This window comes from Rossellomorea sp. y25 (assembly GCF_038049935.1).
Taxonomy (GTDB): domain Bacteria; phylum Bacillota; class Bacilli; order Bacillales; family Bacillaceae_B; genus Rossellomorea.
Map to the genome: position 1 here is coordinate 4,099,371 of NZ_CP145886.1, position 21,282 is coordinate 4,120,652.

Here is a 21,282-nt window from a genome sequence, read left to right on the forward strand (position 1 = left end):
TGTATCACTCCGTTACATTTAGCTTATCTTTGTGTTTCATTTCACCGATTTTCACTAGCACGGCGATAACTAATAGAACTGCCCAGAATCGTGGTGTGACATAATCCGCTCTGTATAAGGATGTGACCATCAGGTGAAAGTACTCGACTAATGCAATGAAGTAGTACATGTTCTTCATGCCGTTCTTCAATAGGAATACGGCGATGGAAATTAATCCTGTCAGTAAAAGAAGGAGTCCGATGACACCTTGCTCAAATAGCACATCGATAAACATATTGTTTGCCGAGATGGCCAGGCTCATCTGGGTATGAGGTACAATCTTGGTCCCCGCCAGGAACTCATAAGCTCCCGGTCCATATCCAAATAGTCCCGATATGATGGAATGATCGAACAGCCACTGGAATGGCATGACGTACATATAAATCCGGCTTGATTGTGTCGGATCGAAAAGGTTATCTCTTCTTCCCCAAATCGGAGAGAAGAATTTGGCCAGTAGATCCGGATTCACCAAATAAAGACCTGCAATCCCGATGATCCCAACCAACGGAATCATCCACAGGATTTTCTTCGGGAATTTTGGATGGAACATTAAGTAAACCATTAAGAAGCCGATCACCAGTACCAGATTGAAATAGGCGCTCACGGAAAATGTAAAGGCCAGGATGAATAGCGTCGGAATAAGTACGGCGACCGCATACACCCATTTCCGTTTTACAAACAGGAATGCCAGGATAATCAAATCAATCAAGAACGGTCCCATATAGCTTGGTTCATTGGTGAATGAAGTGATCCGAAAATCGAACAGTGTCACTCCTTCCACACTATGAACAAAGGAACGGGTGTTTAGATTAAGGAATGGAATGTTGAACATGAAATAGGCAAGCTGCCAAAAGGCTACAGCCACTAATAACAATATCGACAACGGGTAGACTTTGATGATGCTTGCATTATCCTTTGGCTCATTCACAAGCAAACGGTAGCCGAAGTACACAAACATGAAAAAGCTGAGATAATAGGCAAGTCGCGTGATCATCGAGCTTTTCAAGTAGCTCATATACTCTACGCTATTCAATACCGTAGCCGTATAAAAAGCAGAAAGAATAGCCAGTGCCAATGAGATAAGGAAAAGAATCAGGAAGCGTTTCAAGTATTTATCAAACTCTGAGGTTTGCGTTAAACGTTTTCGATTGAGTACGTAATACAGGAATAATAATGAGCCAACTCCCAATGTCAGCACCGCAGGAACGGGTACGGGGAGAAGCTTGATGTATTTAGCTTGAGTAGAGAACTGGGCGAAGAACAAATATCCGGCCACTAATATCAAGATGATCTGTTTCACCCTCGGCTCATACTTGTTCATGAGTGTGGAAAAATTCATACTAAACTCCTCATTGTCTTTATAGTTTATGGAAGGCTTATTTGTTTCATAAGAGCCTTATTGAATATAGTCTATATCTTTCAGTAGAAGAATTCCGTCCTTCTTCTCCCATTCCGTCATATAAACCAATTCATTTTCTTTATTAAAACGATAGAATTTATTGACAGCTTCGGTATGAAAATAACTTTTACGCTGAGATGTCAGTTTCTCTTTAAGATAGTTGAAGTCCGTTTCTGTCACTGTGTTGTCAGGACTCAGCATATATTTAAAGGTATCCCAATCCGTGTTTTCAATATTATTGCGAATGTATTGATCAGCTTCCAGAAGGTTTCTGAATTTCAATGGCTGATCACCGCAGCCGCTTAAGAATAAAGTGATCAAAATTAGTAGAACGGCAAACTGTCTTTTCATTACAAACTCCTTTCCTATGAGGACCATCGTCTCTTTCGAATTCCTTGTTTCCTATGTAAAAAGGGACGCACCCTGTTAAGTCTTGATAATCAAACAACAATAAAAAATTATACATGAAAACCAACCATTTGAAAATGCTTTGTTCCCTGCCCCTATACGCTTTGTCACCCCTGTCAATACTGAAAAATGACGCAGATTCTCTATGATTCCGTTATGTTAAATATGTGTTACAAACATGTTTTATAGTCATAATTTTGGAAGATTGATCTATATGAGGGAAAGTTACGCTTTTTCAGCTACTCGTTAACTGCCTGTTGGCGGGGGTGGGAGCTTGTATTGGATGGGCAAATTGAGTGTGCATTTAAAGAAAATTCGACCCGAGGATTAATTATCCCGCGAAGACCGCTTCAAGTCATCGATTCACCACTCGAATCGGCTTTCAATCCAGTCTAAAACCACCCTCCCAGCTATAAAGAGACTATCTGATGCCAAAAACCTTCCAGAAGTGAAAAAATAAGATCAATCCATCGTCACAACCCGAAGATCGGAAGTTTGTCCATAAAAAAACTGCCATCCCTAAGAATGGCAGCTTCATGATTCATATTAATTTGCTAAAGCCTGTTGGATATCTTGACGAACAGATGCTGAAATGGCCCCTTTACCGCCTAAGAAGTACGTATCGGCCAGGACCGTACGCTCATCCAGCCATGTTGCCACATTATCCGGTAAGGCATCCTTACGCGTCAGGATTAATGGGGATTTCATCGCTGCTGCCAATGAAGACGCAGGCAGGGCATCGATGAAAATGTCTCCCCGTGCGAAGAATAATGTCTTTTCTTCAAACTCACTGCTGTATTTCTCTGCAATCGTCAGACTTGTTTGGTAACGGTCATCCCCGTATACCCTTGACACGTCTGAAGCAAGATTCATTAATTGGCGTTCTACTCCTGAAGAAACAGCAGACTGACCACCAATGATCGTTACTTTATTAATACTATTCTCTTTCATGTATGCTTCAACGCTCTCATGAAGGGAATCCTTTGTCGTATACAGAATCGGGATTTGCATCATGCTCGCATATGAAGCAATCGACAGGGCATCTGGGGATTTCTCGTCTTTTGTCACAACAAAGATTTCATCATTGTTGTTGATTTCGTCTGCCACCTTCACTGCCGTCTCGTAACGCTCTTTTCCGCTGATGCGGGTAACATCAGATAAGCCTTTCAGCTGACTCTCTACATTGCCGCTGATGGCATTCGTACCACCAAGTAAGTAGACTTTTTCAGGCTGAAGTCGCTTGATTTCAGCCAGTACTGTTTCTGGGAGTGAATTGGATGTGGTTAATAATAACGGTGAATCCATTTTCTTCGCCAGTACACTTCCTGTTAACGCATCGATCGATAAATCGCCGCGGCCGATGACTACTGCCTTCGATTTATTTTCCCAGCCATACTCTGATACACTGACGCTTGTTTCATAGCGGTCGATCCCTTCAAGCTCATGAGAATAGTCGTTTAAGTCCAATTCTCTATTCACGCTTGTTGTTGGATAGTAGTAGCCAAGGATCGTTCTGAAGTTGTTTCCGTCTTTCGACATCTGGTAAGCACCGTATTGGCTCATCCCGATTCCGTGGCCGAAACCGCCGCCGTTGATTGTAAATCGCTCATCCGTCTCGCCAAGACTCTTCACATAAGGACTCTTCATGATTGATGTCCCCAGCATAAAGCGAATGTTATAAGAGCGATCGTTAATCGTTTTGGTTTGCAGTTTGATGGTTTCGTCTTCATTTTTCACAAATCCACTATCTTTTTTCTCAAAATAAGTGAACGATACGGTTCCTTTCAACACATCTGTTGAAGTGAAAGATGAATCCGGGATATCAAAAGAGACATCCTTTATATCGACGATTTTAATTTCACTTTTATCATCAATATGGTTTTTATTTTTCAACCATGATTTCATGTTCGAAATGACCGTTTGATCTTGTTCCTTCACGTCCGACCACCAGAATTCCGGTTTCTTTAGATCCAGCTTGCTATCATCGAATTGAGATTTGGAGAGTGGGACTGCCCAATTTCCGTGTGGTGAGATTTTCGCATCATAGATGTCCGGCTTCGTCTCCAAGTAAGGAACTAATGGGGATCCCCAAACATTTTGATTCGAGAATACTCTTCCCCCATTTGATGAAGAATAAAATGCTTCCGCATAGCTGTCGCCTTTTTTCAGAACTTCACCTTGAGTTTCATTGACCGCTTGCGTAGTATGAGGGTTCCAATCGTACCCTTTATAGACTTGATCACTTTGGCCATCATAAATCGTCCAGTTCCCTTTTTTCAATACAAAGGTTCTGGCTGCGACAGCTTGAGCCTTCAAAGCATCCAGTCCGCCGTTATCGCCCCAGGAAGCAGGCATTTCAGCAGGGACCACGCCTTTTAAGTAGTCTTCGAGATTGATATTGTTCACAGGTCTCACATATTTACTGGATTCAACGGTAAACTCGACTTCTCCTAAATATTGCTTGTCAACATTTCCTTTGATTGTCATGGAACGATCCATCGCTTCTGTAATCGTCGGGATGATCGTAGCGTTCCCATCGAACTTCTTCACGAGTGTGGAACCTTTATATAGAGATAGTTTCCCTGATTCCACCTTCATGGTGTAGGATGCACCCGGCTGGATGAAGATCGACGTTCCCTTCACTTGGTAATCACCGTTTGTCGTAAAAGGAAGTGAACTCTTACTTCCGATATAATTTTGAAGTTTTACAGAAATAGGCTCACCCGCTGCACTTGTATCAATCGGTGCTGCCATCATTCCCGTAACCATTGTGGAAAGAACCAGCATAGATAGTAACTTCTTCTTCAATGTTTTTCCTCCTTGCAGTATGTATTGATGAAGGCGTTCCAAAACGGAACACCTTCAGGATTTTATAGCTCTTCTACTTTTGTCAAAACGGATTCGATTTTATATCCGTTATCCCCGGTTTCTTCATATACTTCTTTGATCATGCCGATCCCGGGAGCATAGTACATGGTATTGATGGTATTCACCTTTCCATTCTTCACCGTGCTTCGAACCGCGACGACATTTTCGTACGTGTCGTAAGGAACTTCGACCGTTTCATCTTCACTGATGATTTCCCATCGGGTTGTGTCACCTTTTCCTTTATGCTTGATGTCGGCCAGTGGTTTTGCTTCTTTATCCGGAGAAAAGCTGTCCAAAATGCTTTCTTTCACGTTCTTCGGATTACTTTCTTCATACACGACTTGAATGGCATCCTGATCCCATTTAAGGATTTGAAGAGTGACCATCTCTCCCACTTTGAATACACGCTGAACATGCGTTTCATTGTGATCGACTACCGTTTCCGTCAAGCTGAAATCCTTGTTTTCAAACGTTTTAACCATGTTTTTTTCAGGCTTCAGCTGTTGGAGTAACAGGTTCACTTCTTCTTTTTCTTTTTCCGTCGTTTCATTATTTTCTTCAGATGTGTCTTCTTCGGATGTTACTTCTTCAGAGCCTTCGGACGGCTCCTCTGCTTCCACTTCCTCTACTTCTTCCTGGTTATCCGACTCTTCATTTACAGAAGTATCTTCATTGGACGTTTCGCTTTCGGCTGTATCCGGTTCTTCCTTCGTTGTTTTCTCACTTGGAGAGGAAGCATTACATGCAGTAAAGACAGTCATAGACAAGATGAGCAGAGAGACTAGAAAGATATTTTTACGACTGTTCAACACGGGTTGTCCTCCTTAATACAAGACATTCTTCATTTTTGCAATGATGGCGTCATCAACTTTCCCGCCAACTTTAATGACTTCTTTTACGCCACCGGCAGGCTGATACTCGAGAATGAAATCTTCTAAGTGACCATCTAATGTGCCGCCTACCAATACGATTGGCGCCTTTGTTTTAACAGATAGGGCTGATGCGGTTAAAGCATCCGGGTAATTCGTTCCCGTGGAAACGATGAATTTGTCCGAGCCCATCACTGATTTAAATTCTGTCAGTACTTTTGCAAGTGTTTTATAACGGTCCGCTCCGGAGAGTCTTTCCACATTGGTTGAATAGCGTTTGATCGATTGTTCAACCGTTGATGAAATGGCACTTCCCCCACCGAGGACCTTCACTTGCTTTCCTTTTACATACGATAGAGCGCTAGAATTGATGCTATCTTTACCTGTCAGCACAATCGCCCATTGATTGGCTGAAGCAATCGGTGCTGCTCCAAGGGCGTCGGCGTAATTTTTGCCTGATGCCACGAACACGCCTTTTACATTCGTCAGCTTTTTATTAATAAGAAGATTCGTAGCATAGCGGTCAGCTCCACCGACTCTAGTAACGGTCAGTCCAAGCTTCGCCAATCGATCTTGAACCGCAGTTGAAACGGCTCCTTTACCACCGATCACGTATACTTCTTTCGCGTTCAATCTCGCAAGCTCATTTTCTACTTCTGAAGGAAGCTGGTCCTTACTGGTTAATAGAATAGGAGCGTTATCCAGTTGAGCTGCCAGAGGCCCGACTGAAAGTGCGTCTGCGAAGTCATATGCCGTTGCGAGTACGACGGCTTTTTTCGCTTTGGAGCTTGAGAAACCGCTAGGATAAAGGTCTTTAGAAACCTTGATCGCCGTTTCCATTCGATCGAGGCCGATCAGGTTTGTATCGTTAATGTAACGATTGATCTTAACTCCATCGATACTCGACCAAATGACTCCTTTGGAATCAATATCAACCACTTTTAATGGTGTTGCCTTCCATTTAGCGTAATCGATTGCACTCTTGACATCGTAATACGACCATAAACTTTTTCCTGCTTCTGTTTGAACACTGTATTTTTTGGGTAAATAATTAGACCAAAGGATTTTTTCAGTGTGTTCATCCACTACTCTGGTATTCGTCAGAGTTCCTGCATATTGGATCGCGTCTTCCTTGATCGGGTATGTTTTAAGCTTGTCATTCCCTTTTTGATAGACACTGTATTCATTCAGATTCTCGTACACTTTTTTCTGCTGGTATTTATCGAATACATATGTATTGGATTGAGACTTGGAATATTGAATGGCTTCCTCTTTCGTCTTATAGACTTTAAGTCTCTTATTCTCTGCGTTATACACTTCAAACACTTTGAAATAGGAAACGATTCCGTTCTTGATACCCTCTGCGGCATTATTTTGGAATGTCCATGTTTTGATCAGGGCTTCTTCTGTCGGATTCGACATATACCCCATCTCCAATAAGAGTGATGGCATTTGCGTGTTACGGATCACATAAAACGCCTGATCATTTCTCATACCTTTGTCTGTCAGGCCGATGGCATTCACCGTACTCGGGTGAATCGTTTCTGCTAATCTCTTGGATTCACTTCCATACGCTACCTGAATGGGATCCGGCGGATATTCCGCTTCCCAGGCATATTTATTATCATAGTGATACGATTCGAATCCTCGTACATACGGGTTTGTAGGTGCCGCATTGTGATGGACCGAGACAAATACTGTTTGATCATTCTTTCCTTTGGCAAATGCATTCGCTAGATCTGTACGTTCTTGAAGACTCAAATACTTTGTACCATCATTATGAGTCATATACACGTTGAATCCCGCTGCTTTTAGCTTATCCCGTAATTTTTCAGAGATTGCCAGATTGGCATGCTTTTCATAAAAACCAGTTGAACTCCCAGAATATCCTGTTGTACCTGAATCCCAACCTCCGTGACCTGGGTCAATGACTACATTCTTCTCAGCCGATGCCAGAATCGGTATGACTAGAAACATAGCCATTGTCACAACAAGCATCGCAATCTTTTTCTTCATTATTCTGCATTCTCCTCCATTATATTAAAATTTTCCTTTATTCTACCATTAATATCGACAACAGTTGACATACTTTTGACATGTTTTCGTAAACTTTTACATAATTATAAAAAAAGACACTCCATTCTCCTTTAACAGGATCTTTGAGTGTCTTTGATATTTATAGGTTTGGAAAAACGCAGCTTCTTGAAAATAGCGACGTTTATCTCTCACCTTTTACTATTTTATTATAAAGATCAATCATTCTCTTAGAATTCTCTTCCCAATCGTAATGATTGATGACGTGGTCCCTGCCGTTTCTCCCCAACTTCTCTCGTTCTAAGGAATCCTTATAGAGATATAGTAGTTTGTCGGCCAGTGCTGCCGGATCTTTAGATGGGATCAGATAGCCTGTTTCCCCGTCCAGCACGACTTCCGGCAGACCGCCGACATTGGTTGCCACAACCGGTACACCACAAGCCTGGGCCTCTACAGCTGAAACCCCGAAGCTTTCAATCAAGGAAGAAATGACAAATATATGAAGAGACGAGATAAAATCAGGAACATCCTCATGAGCGATTCTTCCTAAAAAATCTACATTCTCATTAATGCCCAGGTCTTCTGTCAGTTTCATATATTTCGTCATATAAGGTCCGTCCCCTGCCAGTTGCAGGCGAACGTACTGGCGCTCAGGTCCCAGGGTATCCAGAAATAGTTTAAATCCCTTCAGGAGATACTCTATCCCATACTTCGGCTCCATCCCTTTAGCAATCCCGATTCTGAATTGACCTTCGACCTTTTCCGTCAGGTTCGGTTTGAATTGTGTCGTATCCACACCGAATGGGGTGATGGCCAATGGCTTATTTTCATCTATATATTTTTTTGTTTCCTGTTCCAGTGCAGGACTGGTCGAACAAATATAATCTGCCCTCTTTAATGCGTATTGGAGGATGATCCGATTCATCACATTCCGCTTAGGGAAGTCGTAGATATCCGATCCCCATACCGATAGAATATAAGGACTGAATCCTGTCAGCGCCCCGATCAGCCCGTAGCTCGAAGCATAATGGGAATGGATCAGATCAGGTTTATAGTTTCGAATGATTTTCTTCAATCTGGAAACCGTAAATAAATAAGAAATCTTGTGATTCAATTTCAGATTTAAATAGACTCTGCTTACATTCTCCCAAGGGATGTGTTCAGTAGAGTCTTTGTGGTTCTCTAAGCTAATATTCATGACCTCGATACCAATCGAATTATAGTAATCAAGCCATTTCTTCGTATGTACATTATTCGCTGGTGCTAATAATAAAACTTTCATAACTCGGGTACCACACTCTCTTTTTTACTACTGACTTGCTGCTATGCCGGTTAACATACTTGTTATGAACAGCCTGACAAAAGAAATATATTCAACAATATCGTTTGTGATATAATATACTAATTGATTTGATACTTCTTATCATAATATAAAAAGCGGTTAAATTGAATTTATTTGTAAAAACTATATAAATTTTGTTAATAAAATGGATCAACAGAGAGGTATTTTCATGTTTAAACATACGTTCATTTATTTTCTATCAAAAGGTGTCCCGGGGATCATCAATTTTGTTGCGATCGCCTTATATACACGCCTTTTATCGCCAAGTGAATACGGTGAATACGCCCTGGTCATTGCGGCGGTCACCTTTGTGAATACAACCTTATTCCACTGGCTCCGACTGGGACTGCTTCGCTACAATCCTAAATACGAAGGCAACCAGAAAGCCATGTTCATCAGCTCCATCACGGCAACCTTTATATCCATGACGATCTTGACGGTCTTCCTGGGTACCGGAGCTTTCATTGTCTATACTCCTTTCCATTCGATGGCTCTCTTATGGTTCCTGGGTATTGGATTACTCACCATGCAAAGTATGTTCGACCTGTTCACTGAATACTTACGTTCTGAGCTTTCGTCTAAACTTTTTGGTGTAGTGACAGCCTTAAAAGTGGTATTGTCCCTTATCGTAGCTGTTGTCCTGATTAAATTCTTCGGATTCGGTGCAGAAGGAATCATCCTTGGGTTGATCATCGGAATCTTCTTATCCATCGTCTTCTTTATTCCGAAGTATCTGCATTTGATCAATATGAAGTTGATCGATCGTGACATGATAAAAGAAGTCGTGAAGTATTCCATTCCGTTCATTGCGGCCCTTTCAATGGAAGCCATCATCCTGAATACGGACCGTTACTTGATTGGCTGGTTAATGGACAAGGCATCTGTCGGGATCTATGCCGTTTCATACGACCTGGCCAAACAAATCCTGTTTCTCCTGATGATGATCATCAATCTGGCCGCTTATCCATTAGTGGTCAAAGCACTTGAAACAGGCGGGATCAAAGAATGCCAGAAACAATTGAATGAAAACACGTCCCTGCTATTACTTGTATCGGTACCGGCGACAACGGGAATGATCTTGTTAAGCGACTCCTTTACTGGGATCTTCCTGGGGGAATCCTATCAAGGGAAGGCAGCGACGATCTTTTCACTGATTGCCCTCGCGATCTTTATCCAAGGCTTTAAAATGTATTATTTCGATCTGGCCTTCCAGCTCGGGAAAAATACGAAGCTTCAGATCTGGCCTGTGCTGGTCGCTGCTATACTGAATGTGATCCTGAACTTACTCCTAATCCCGGAGTACGGAATATTCGGATCGGCTTACGCAACCATCATTTCCTATGTCGTATCGGTTCTGATGAGTGCCTTAATCGGCAAGAAGATTTTCCCGCTCACCTTCCCGTTCAAAGAAGTCGGAAAGATCTTTATCGCGACCGGTGTCATGGCGCTTCTTGTATGGCCGGCCCTTGCCATTGACGGCATCTTCGGATTTATTGTACAAATTGCAGTCGGAATTATTGCTTATGGGTCTGTAGTATTGGCTCTGAATATTAATGGAATACGTCAGCTTGTGATGCGACGATTGAAGAAATCTCCTCAGTGATTGGGGGGATTTTTTTATTTTTGGGTTTGGTGTTTGGTATTGGGGAGGTGGATTGGGTGGTTTGTTTTTGTACCTGGTCCAATTGGGGGTTGTTTGTACCTGGTACATTTCGGGGTTGTTGTACTTGGTACACTTCGGGGCTGTTGTACCTGGTACACGGATATCAAAGCAATTTAAAGCTAGAGACCCCGCCAACAGGCAGACCATCTATAGAATAGCGACCGTTTTTGCAGTTTTCATTCACTCCTGGAATGTTTTTGGCTTAAGATTGTCCTTTTTTAGCTGGGAATGTGCCATTTGATTGGCATGCTGGCCGATCCAGGGGTTGAATATAGGATGAGGAGTGGTCGTCGCGGGGGAATCGATCCTGATAGGGAGGGGATTGATCCCGATTCATGATAATTGAACCGGTTTTGGTTTTTTCAATCCTCGATATGATTATTCGATCCGCATTTCCATTAATTGATCCTCCGTGTCGAATTTTCTTTAAATTGGTACACTTTATACCCATCCGGCTCAAGCTCACTCCCCCGCCAACAGGCAGACAAACAGTAGCTGAAAAAGCGTAACTTCCGCACTTCAGATTCTTCTTTCAATCGGTGAACGTTTGATAATATTTCTTCACTTTTGGAAGGGTTTCTCTTTAAGATTATCCTTTTTCAGCTGAGAATGTGCCATTTAAGTGGCTAGCTGGCCGATCCAGGGGTTGAATATAGGATGAGGAGTGGTCGTCGCGGGGGAATCGATCCTGATAGGGAGGGGATTGATCCCGATTCATGATAATTGAACCGGTTTTGGTTTTTTCAATCCTCGATATGATTATTCGATCCGCATTTCCATTAATTGATCCTCCTTGTCGAATTTCCCTTACCGATACCCGCACCAAGCTCCAACCCAGCCATTTCACAACAACAAAAAACCCACAGAGCATCACTTCACTCCATGGGTTCGATCTATCATTCTATTCCTCATAACTACTTGAATCCTCGATTTCAGACGATTCCTCATAGACACCTGCGTCCTCTGTTTCATCATAACTGCCGTTATCCTCAACACCAGTCGAATCCTCGACCACGGCATCGTCACTCAACGTTTCTTCCTCTACATATTCCGCATATGACTTAGGTTCTTCACCATTCAAAAAGTCTTTTAACGCTTCGGTATTCGCATCGAGGTCTACGTCTAACACGGCACCCGCGCCTTCATATCGGGCATTTTCGAACGAATTGTCGATGGGTAATCTCATGGTTTCGATCTTATCGACCGGATTCAGGACAAATTCTTTTGCAAGACTGATGCGGTCCATGGACCCGATATTCGTTTCGATGTAGGGTGAGACTGTCCCCATCAGTTTAGGGATCTTGGATACTCCGTTTAATGACAGCATTTCGTCTTTCAGGGCATTGATGACTTCCTGCTGGCGCTTGACGCGGCCGAAGTCTCCCTCTGCGTCATGGCGGAAACGGGCATAGCCCAATAATTCCTTACCGTTCAATTTTTGCAAGCCGGGTTCCAGTGTCACATTAATGTTTGTGGACATTTCTTTTTCTACATTCATTTCAATTCCATCTGGTGCCAGTGCGTCCACAACCTTCTGGAATCCTTTAAAGTCCATTAACGCATAATATTGGACATCTATATCAAAGTTCTCTTTTAACGTTTGACGAAGGAGTTCAGGTCCACCAAGAAAATAGGAAGTATTCAATTTATACTTTCCGTATTCCGGAACGTCTACATACATATCTCTCATTAATGAAACCAATCTGGCCTCACCTTTTTCGGGATCGTATTGGGCAATCATGATCGTATCCGTACGGGATTTTTCCTCTCCCCTTGTATCGGATCCGAGAAGTAGAATATTCACTTTTCCGTGCTCATCTTTTTTACCATTGAATTCAGGAATTTCTTCAGATGCCGCCTGGGTTTTACCGGCATTCATTTTTCCAGTTTGATACTGGTAGAGAAAATACGCCGTTCCAATGCTTAATCCCAAGAAAGAAAGTGCAAGAAAAATCCGGAAGAATCTCTTCCTTCTTCTCATCCGCTGTCTATAGTCATTTCGAGTATTCATGTATGTTTTTCACCTTTCAAATCGAAGATCAATACGAAGAATAATTTTATCATGAAATAGATTAAAAAAATAGAATCTTACATAAATGTAATCTCTGTTTAATAATCCTATCAAAAAAAGACTCTACCTTTGATCGATAGAGTCTTAGTTTTCTATATTAATAATACAACTTTTTATAAAGATCTCCAAGCTCGTCTTCCACATTCATGGCACTTGGTCCTCCGAGCAGGAAGAACTCTTTAAATTCTTTAGCAGCGATGAAATTGTTGACACTTGTAGGCAGCTCTTCCGGGTTGGATAGAAGAAGTGGTGCCTTTTGCTTTGCTGCGAGTACAGATCCCGATAATGCATCCGGGTAGTTCTTCCCGCTCGCAAGAAGTGATTTCTCATCCGGGTTGGCAAGCGGCAGCTTCTTCGCAATTTCAAGGGAGGTTTCATAACGATCCACTCCGCTTACTCTCTGCTCGCCTTTTACCTTTTTCATGACACCATCGCTGATGACGCCCGCTCCACCGACAACGATCGTGCTGTCCACTCCGGTAAGGGCTTGACTCGTATAGGAAGAAACGGCGTTAGCCGCTGTTAGAAGGATCGGATATCCTTTTACAGATGCATATGGGGCCACGGAAAGAGCATCTGGGAAGTTCTTTCCTGACGCGATGATGGCTTTATCAGGATTCGGATTCACTTGCTCTGAAATAAGCTGGGCTGTTTCGTAGCGATCGATTCCACCGATCCGTTCGGCATCCAATCCCATTCCTTCAAGAGCATCCTTGACTCCCTTGCTGACTGCCCCTTCTCCACCTAAAATGATGACCTTGGAAGCTTTCAAGCGTTTGATTTCAGCTTTCGTTGCTTCAGTCAGTTTGTTTTTTTCCGTCAATAGAAGCGGAGCATTGTTTTTATAAGCAAGAGGGCCACCCGTCAGCGCATCTGGGAAGTTATACCCTTGGGCCAAAACGACCGTATCCGCCTGATTCCAACCGGCCTGGGAAATGTCAACAGCCGTCTTGATCCGGTCGGTTCCGGATAGTCGCTCACCGATCTTGTTCAGTTCGCTTGAAGCGACGTATGCCTCTTGTTTATTGTCTTCACGTTCGGCGTTGTACCAGACGAAGTGATTCGGATTCTTGGATTGATCATATTCAAATCCTTTAAGGATCTCAAGGACTTCGGTTTCACCGCTTGGAAGTTTCGCAGACACTTCCTTGGAATCAGAAGTTGGCCGTTCTCTAAAACGTGATCCATCCGCAGAAATCACTAAATCCCCCGGTTGATACGAATGTTTTGTTGTATGGGCAAGACCATTCACCTCATACTTCTTCTTATCGAATAATAAATAATAGTTTGGCTCTCCTGTATAGGTAAAATCCTCTTTGGCAAAAGAAAGCTCGACTCTATCATTCTTGAAGATGCCCGGGTTTCCACTTGAGAGCTCAGCATATACCCGATCCTGGTAGCTTCCGAAGTTTCTTTCACCCGTCGCCATTTTGATCGGACTATTTTCCTGCACCTGTCCATTATAAGCTAAAAGGGCAAAATACCAGTTCTCGATGATGTCACGCTCATTGTCCCCAACCGTTGGGATGCTGGTGGAGCGATCCCAGTTTGATAGACCCTTCTCACCAAGCTTCCACTTTTCGTTCAGGATTTTGATACCTGCTTCAATATTGAAGGCGATGTCACTTTTCAAACGTTCAACATCGTATCCGGCTGTATCGGTCACCTGCATGATCCCGATCCCGCCATCACCCGAAATATTCGGTTCTCCATCTGCCGTGAATTGCTTCCAACCGCTCTCTTCAGCTGCTAAAGCCTTCACGATTTCGGCGGGAACATCATACTTCATTGCTGCTTCCGTCAACAGTTTATTGATTTCATATTTAGACGGGTTTTCATACCCCGCTGCCTTCGAAGTGATTGGACTCACCAGTGTCGCGCTAAGTGCCACCGCGGCTATTCCTGATACAAGTTTCTTCATTTTAGGATTCATTGTATTCCCCTTTTAAATGTTATTTTATTCCATCTTAACATAGTATCTAGTAAACTATAACCCTTCTTTATCAAAAAAAGATAGAGAGGCAATCTCCCTATCTTACTTATTTCATCATATACTGATCGATTTCCCATGCTTTTTCAACGGATAAAGCTCCTGGTCCACCAAGAATGCGATAGTTGTTGCGATTGGTTATCAAATGGATTGATTTCTTCAGGTTCACGTTATCGTTCCTATCTACCAGAACCACTGGGCTTTCTTTTCTTGCAGCCAGCGGGCTTATGCTAAGGGCATCGGGGAATTTAGCGCCTGTGGCAAAATAAAGGGAATCGGAATCTGCAGAAGCAAATGTCTGATGGACCTTATAATTGGTTTCGTAACGATCCACGCCATATATACGGAAATCCCCAGGCAGACTATCTACCACTTTATTAGAAAGGATTCCCTGACCACCGATGACATACGTCTTGGAAATTTCATTCTCTTTCATATAGGTACTCACCGACTGTGGAACCTTCTCTTTTTGAACAAAAAGTACAGGATATTGCATGCTACCGCTATAGGAAGCAACCGAGAGAGCATCAGGATAGTTTTGACCTGAGACGACAAAGGCCTTGTTGGTTGTGTAGGGAATCACGCTATTGATCGCTACGGCCGTTTCATAACGGTCCACGCCAAATAGTCGCTTGGTCTCAATTGATAGATTCTTAATCTCATTTTCTACATCCTGAGAGACGGCATTCCCCCCTCCGATCATCAAAACATGAGAGGGATTCAATCTTTTCAGCTCTTCCTTAACGGACTCACTCAATCGATTGTTCTTGACTAGTAGAATCGGGCTATCCAAATGAGAGGCCAATGGAGAAGCAGCTAAGCTATCAGGGAATGAAGCACCGCTTGCTAAAATAACAAACGATCCAGTCAATTTGGTGCCACCGATCGTCAACTCTTTTTCCTCTAATGAGGACCATCCATTTTTAGATATCTCTACGGCTGTTTCTACAGAATTCAGGCCGTAGATACGATTTTTGGTTTGGACAAAGTTCAGAGCTTCTTCCGCATTGATTAACCCTGTTCCAAGCCTATCGACTTCTGGTAAGGGAGTGGTTGAGTTTTCAAGCACATCCTTTACCTGCAGTCCTTTTAAAAAGGGGTACTGCTGTTTGACCATGGATGAAACCGAGCTTACAATGGCCGTTGACATACTGGTACCATCCAGTGCTTGATAGCCGTCCATCCATGTGCTGAAAATGTTCGTTCCCGGGGCAGATATGTCCACTGTCTCCCCAAAGTTCGAGAACGTAGATTTTGTCAATGTAGTAGAATCCACACTGCCTACAGCCAGGACTTCCGGGTAGGTTGCCGGGTAAAGGACGGCGTGCTCATCATCGTTACCTGCCGCTCCTACCACCAGGGCGCCTTTATCCACAGCGTAATCAATCGCATCTTCCAGCGCTTTCATATTGCTATAGCTGCCCAGACTCAAATTGATGATATCCGCTCCGTTGTCTGCTGCATAACGGATGCCTTGAATAACCGTGGACATATAGGTGGTCTTCCCTTCAAACACTTTGACGGGCATGAGTTTCACCTTTTCGGCAGCAGAAGCAATACCCATCTTGTTATTAGTCACAGCTCCTACCAGACCCGCTACATGGGTGCCATGCCCAGACCTGTCGACTGGTGGCTCTTCTTCATTTATGAAGTTCTTTCCTTCTACTAATCTACTGCGCAGCTCGGGATGTTTCAGATCAATACCTGAATCGACAATCGCCACGGTCACTTCTTCAATGGGATTATAGTTTTCCCAGGCTTCCAGTACCTTCATTACCTGAAAGTCTTGGGATTGATTATTAAAATATGTATCATTGGGCGCGGCAGCTTGTGTGTATACGAGCTGATCGACCTCAGCATATTCTATGTTTTCGTTATTATTTAATTTGGATAGAGTGCTGGAAACGTCTTTTCGAGGTACCGACAACACTTCAAATTTTCCTTCATCCTCATCTGAAGACTGTGTCGACACTTCACCTTCTTGATCCTTGTGAACCACTAATAATTGAACCTTCTTCCCATCATCCGCTTGCACTACTCCGTTCGGAAGCAGGGTACAACCCAATAAGAACACAATAGAAGCGATTATTCTCATTTTCATCAAGCCACTCCTCTCTCAGTTGAATGTCATTTACATCATCTGTAAAAAGTATATAAGATGGTGGAAGGCCTGTCCATGAATTCAAGAAATTTTCAGAATGATAGTCCGAAAGTCTTTAAAAGGAAAAAAGACTGCCCGCTGTAATAGCAGGCAGCCAATTCACACATATTCTATTAGTTTGAAACCTTTTCTTGAAGGTCTTCTCTAGCACCTTCACCTACTGCACCTTTACCACCAAGTACAGTGACAGAAGAGATTTTGTTCTGGTACAGATATTTCGTTAAGAACGCATCTACTTCTTTCGGTAATCCATTTGGATCAGTCAGTAATAATAATCCTGCGTTATCTGTTACAAGTGGAGCAGCAGATAATGCATCCGGGAAGTTCTTACCGCTGGCAACATATAACTTGTCTGTGCTAGAAGCGAACTCTCCAAGGATTGCTGCCAGTGTACCATAACGGTTCACACCAGAAAGGACTTTCACATCGACAGCTACTTTCTTAGCTTCAGCTACCACATTTTCAGGAACAGCTGATTTACCACCAAGCACATAGACTTTCTCGTCTTCAAGGATGGTTTTCGCTTCATCGGATAAATCTTTACCGTCTGTTAAAACGATCGGCATGTCGTTGGCACCGGCGATTGCTGCAGCACTTAGTGCATCGGCAAAGTTCTTACCAGTTGCAACGAATACACCATTTCCTTTGAATCCAAGCTCTTGAAGCTTCGAAACGATGGCAAGGTTTGTACCGTAACGGTTTGGCATTCCATCTGTTTCTAAACGTTCGATATCAGAAGAATCGATCGAGATACTGTTTAATTGAGTAAATACATCGGCAGAAACGACACCTTCTCCACCAAGGATGTACACATTTTCAGCGCCAAGACGCTCAATTTCAGCAAGAACTTCCTTAGAAAGCTTCCCATTGCTGCCTACAGGCAGGATTGGAGCATCAATAGCAGATGCTAATGGACCTGCAGATAATGAATCCGGGAAGTTATATCCAGTTGAAAGGATAACCGTTTTGTACTCATGATCATCGGCAAAGCCATCTTTATGGAGCTTCTTGGATACTTCGATCGCTGTTCCGACACGATCTTGACCGGAAACTTCAGTAATGATGTCCCCGTCTACCTTGATTGGAAGGAGAGATAACACTTCATCTGTTTTCGCATCAAGTAAATATACCGCCCCGATTGAGCTCATTGACTCAGATGGAGTTGTAATGTTTACATCCGTCGTTAATGATTTTCCTACTTTAAGGTTTTGTGAAGCTTTAACATCTACTTTACCTTCACCTTTTTCACCAGGAGACAGTACACCGAACTCATTGATTGATAGATCAAGAGTCGTCGTTGGATCCATTGTTGCGTATCCTTCAATTGCAATTGTGTACGTATCATCCGGTAATGAAGTCAGGGAAACTTTTTCGTCAGATGTAGCACCTGCAGAATATGCTACCATGTTCCCTTTGGAATCATAGATATATAAATCGACATCATCAGTAGCATGTGATGGATTTGACGTTTGAACTTCTAAAGATACATTGTTCTTCACTTTGATATCTTGATAGTAGAATTCATTGTTACCAGGTACCTCTACCTTCTCAGAAGACAGCTTAGGCATGCTGAAAGGTGCACCGACAACCTTCACTTCTCTTGCTTCAGATAAGTAGTTTGAGAATGTAACAGATTTGGTCGTTTCAGTTTCAGGTGCAACATGACCTAAATCAATTTCACCTGGTTGAGCAACTACATCCTGAACAACAGCCTCTAATTGATATTTATTTACTTCCTTACCTGCTTGTGGTCCGGAAGTTCCATATACATGTACTTCCCATACCCCTGGTTTAGGAGACTTGAAGACATGATCTTCAACGCCTAATCCACCGGCACCGTATCCAGCATATCCTTGGAATTCACTTACTTCCACTCCGTCAGGATTGAAGACGATCGCGCGTACGCGGCCTTTATAATCGTCATTTTCACTGATTGCATTCAGTGAGAAACGAACTTCACTCACGCCAGGTTTTACGTCAAATGTATAACCTTTTGTTTGAGAAGATTGAACTTCACCTTCTTCGCGGAAGCGGAAACGATTTTCCTGGTTAAACTCATGACCCGTAATAATTGTTTGAGCTGATCTAGCTTCTACATAAGGAGTCGATGCATCATCAAATACTAGAGTCTCAGCATTTACGCCTGTCTCTAATTTCGACTCGTCATACTTCACTGTAATCGTTTTACTTTCTCCAGCCTTAAGATCTAACTTTGATACAGATGGGCTAATCCAATCGCCAGTCGGAGATACATCCAGGCTCTTGGCTTCATCTGTCTTGTTCTCTACTAATACTTCAACCGTTTCAGGAATTTCTTTATTTCTTACATATAGACCCGGACCGCCGGAGATTTTCTCTCCATGGTAGACCGTAACGTCCACGTCTTTAATGTCTGTGATGAAGTTTTTGCGCAGATACTCATAAGCTGCCGGAACATCGATCAGTCCGCCACCTTCTTGAGCACGGTTGTATCCATCTAAGTGATTGGCCGTTGCAATCAACGCTTCACGGGCAATTTCGTAGTTAAATGGAATACGATCTTTCTCCGCTGCCGATTTAAGTAACGCCACCGCTCCAGCTACGTATGGTGAAGACATACTTGTACCCTGCATGACTACATAAGGTCCGTTTTGTACCGGATGAGCAGCATAAGCAGATCCTGGTCCAACGATATCAGGCTTTTGATTCCCTACTTCGTTCGGCCCTACAGAAGAGAAGTACCATAAACCTTGTCCTTCTTTCGGAGTACCGTCTGCGTTTTTACCGTATGGATAAGAATTGTACTCTTTTGCCCACATGTCAGCCGTAATATGTGCCCCAACAGAAATGATAGGTGCTACGTCACCAGGTGAACCGACTGTGTCTGCACCAGGACCGGCATTACCGGCAGATGTAACGAATACGATGTCTGTATCTTCACTTAATACCGTCATTAATTCTCCATAGGATCCTAAACCATCGTTCAGATCCGGGGAAGAACCTAAGCTCAAGTTTGCAACATCGACGCCGAATCCACCTTCGGATTCAGGAAGCGCAGCATCAACCATGGCCTTCTGGATACTGAATGTAGGAGCTCCTCCTGCCGCTTTGAACACACGCATACCGACAAGCTCTGCTCCAGGGGCAACCCCTTCACCCGCAACGGCTCCGAATGCATTCGCTTTTGCCGGTCCGTTAGCCGCAGAGATACCTGAGACGTGAGAACCATGGCCGTTGAAATCAGTGAATAAGTTGATTTTCTTCAGACCTGCACCAAACCAGTTCAATTCCATATCATTGACACGGAAGTTCGCTCCAAGCATGTCATCATCCACATTTACATCGAATGTGCCTGTTTCATTGTTTGCATAAGCTGTTTCATCCGTGAAGTCATTATCCATATCTGTATCGATATAGACTTTATCCCCTACCAATAGAACAGCGAAATTATCAGAATTACCATTCACTCCATCCGCATTTAAATCCTGATTCGTCCAGTTAGAATTCGTTTTCGGATATGGGTTAGATTCAAATGCTGTTTTCCCGAAGAAAAACTTGTCATCGGAAGCGTCAAGTCCTGCTGTATTATATGTAGTTTCCCCTACTGTAATAGAGTCACCCTCAGCATGTCCACCATCAAAAAATACATCGCCCTCTGAAAGGTAGTTGATTCCATCACCGAGATATTTTTTATAACGCTCTTCGATACCGTAAGCAAGTTGACGGTTTGAAATCGTGTAGTCTCTTACTGCAACAATTTTTGAATCCCCGTATTTACGCGTTCCTTCTTCAAGGCCTTCTGTAAAGGATTCGTGACCCGGATCTGGACCTGAGTCAATGATCCCGATACGTGTACCAGTGCCATCAAACTTATCGTGGAAGTCATCCACTCCGGTTGGAGCATGGGTTTCAGCCTGATTAGGTTTTACTACCGCATCTTCATCGACTTTATTTTGATCTTTCACTTCAAGCTCAGGGTCATTCACTTCCCCTAATTGGATTTCAGCATTCTTACCTATCGTACGGACACTCTTAAGATCAAGAACTTCCATCACCTTGCGTGTTGGTACATCCGCTAAGTAAACATAGTTCTTATAATTTTGTTTTACTTTAACGCCAAGCTTCTCTAATTGACCAGTCGCATCCACTTTACCGTTACCTACGATAACAAGCTCTTGTACAGCTTGATCACTCATAGACAATGCCACAACTTCTGAGAAATTCGAAACCTTGAACTTTTTCGTTTCCTGTAAAGCGGCTTCCGCTTTATCAGGATTGAAAGCTGTTACTCCAGCGAACGAGGAAGCTACTAAAGCTGCACTTGCCATGACCGAAAATACCTTTTTCTTAAACGTCAATCCCTTTTCCCCCTTGATAGATTAATAGTAATGGTCCGAAATACTCCGCATCTTCCAAAATAATATAATTATGGAAAAATTCGAACTCTATTTTCCATTTT

At 43.0% G+C, this 21,282-nt stretch carries 11 protein-coding genes; 1 reads left to right on the plus strand and 10 read right to left on the minus strand.

Going from position 1 to position 21,282, the window contains the following annotated elements:
• Positions 1-4 precede the first annotated feature (4 nt).
• The 6 genes from AAEM60_RS20630 to AAEM60_RS20655 form a co-directional block, all read right to left on the minus strand.
• On the minus strand, positions 5-1,378 hold the full coding sequence (locus AAEM60_RS20630; protein WP_299742920.1) for an O-antigen ligase family protein: 1,374 nt from the start codon (positions 1,376-1,378) through the stop codon (positions 5-7).
• A 57-nt stretch (positions 1,379-1,435) separates the two neighbouring features.
• Positions 1,436-1,789 carry a hypothetical protein gene (locus AAEM60_RS20635; protein WP_299742917.1) on the minus strand — a complete coding sequence of 118 codons (354 nt, stop codon included), beginning with the start codon at positions 1,787-1,789 and terminating at the stop codon, positions 1,436-1,438.
• A 603-nt stretch (positions 1,790-2,392) separates the two neighbouring features.
• Entirely contained in the window at positions 2,393-4,654 is a 2,262-nt protein-coding gene (locus tag AAEM60_RS20640; protein WP_299742914.1) for a SpoIID/LytB domain-containing protein, read from the minus strand.
• A 62-nt stretch (positions 4,655-4,716) separates the two neighbouring features.
• Entirely contained in the window at positions 4,717-5,526 is an 810-nt protein-coding gene (locus AAEM60_RS20645) for a hypothetical protein (RefSeq protein WP_299742911.1), read from the minus strand.
• 12 nt (positions 5,527-5,538) lie between these two features.
• Complete coding sequence (locus tag AAEM60_RS20650; RefSeq protein ID WP_299742908.1) at positions 5,539-7,599, minus strand: cell wall-binding repeat-containing protein; 2,061 nt, start codon at positions 7,597-7,599, stop codon at positions 5,539-5,541.
• A 202-nt stretch (positions 7,600-7,801) separates the two neighbouring features.
• Positions 7,802-8,899: a glycosyltransferase gene (locus tag AAEM60_RS20655; protein WP_299742906.1), complete on the minus strand. Its 1,098-nt coding sequence runs from the start codon at positions 8,897-8,899 to the stop codon at positions 7,802-7,804.
• Positions 8,900-9,128: 229 nt separating this feature from the next.
• On the opposite strand from AAEM60_RS20655, the gene AAEM60_RS20660 reads away from it, so the two are divergent.
• On the plus strand, positions 9,129-10,562 hold the full coding sequence (locus AAEM60_RS20660; protein ID WP_341357001.1) for an oligosaccharide flippase family protein: 1,434 nt from the start codon (positions 9,129-9,131) through the stop codon (positions 10,560-10,562).
• Positions 10,563-11,523: 961 nt separating this feature from the next.
• Here AAEM60_RS20660 and AAEM60_RS20665 read toward each other — a convergent pair.
• The 4 genes from AAEM60_RS20665 to AAEM60_RS20680 all read right to left on the minus strand — a co-directional run bounded on the left by AAEM60_RS20665 (position 11,524) and on the right by AAEM60_RS20680 (position 21,181).
• On the minus strand, positions 11,524-12,633 hold the full coding sequence (locus tag AAEM60_RS20665) for an LCP family protein (RefSeq protein WP_341357002.1): 1,110 nt from the start codon (positions 12,631-12,633) through the stop codon (positions 11,524-11,526).
• A gap of 157 nt (positions 12,634-12,790) precedes the next feature.
• The gene (locus AAEM60_RS20670) at positions 12,791-14,626 is read right to left on the minus strand and encodes a cell wall-binding repeat-containing protein (protein WP_341357003.1); all 1,836 of its coding nucleotides are present in this window, start codon (positions 14,624-14,626) and stop codon (positions 12,791-12,793) included.
• A gap of 106 nt (positions 14,627-14,732) precedes the next feature.
• On the minus strand, positions 14,733-16,784 hold the full coding sequence (locus AAEM60_RS20675; RefSeq protein WP_341357004.1) for a cell wall-binding repeat-containing protein: 2,052 nt from the start codon (positions 16,782-16,784) through the stop codon (positions 14,733-14,735).
• 173 nt (positions 16,785-16,957) lie between these two features.
• The gene (locus AAEM60_RS20680) at positions 16,958-21,181 is read right to left on the minus strand and encodes a cell wall-binding repeat-containing protein (RefSeq protein WP_341357005.1); all 4,224 of its coding nucleotides are present in this window, start codon (positions 21,179-21,181) and stop codon (positions 16,958-16,960) included.
• Positions 21,182-21,282: the final 101 nt, after the last annotated feature.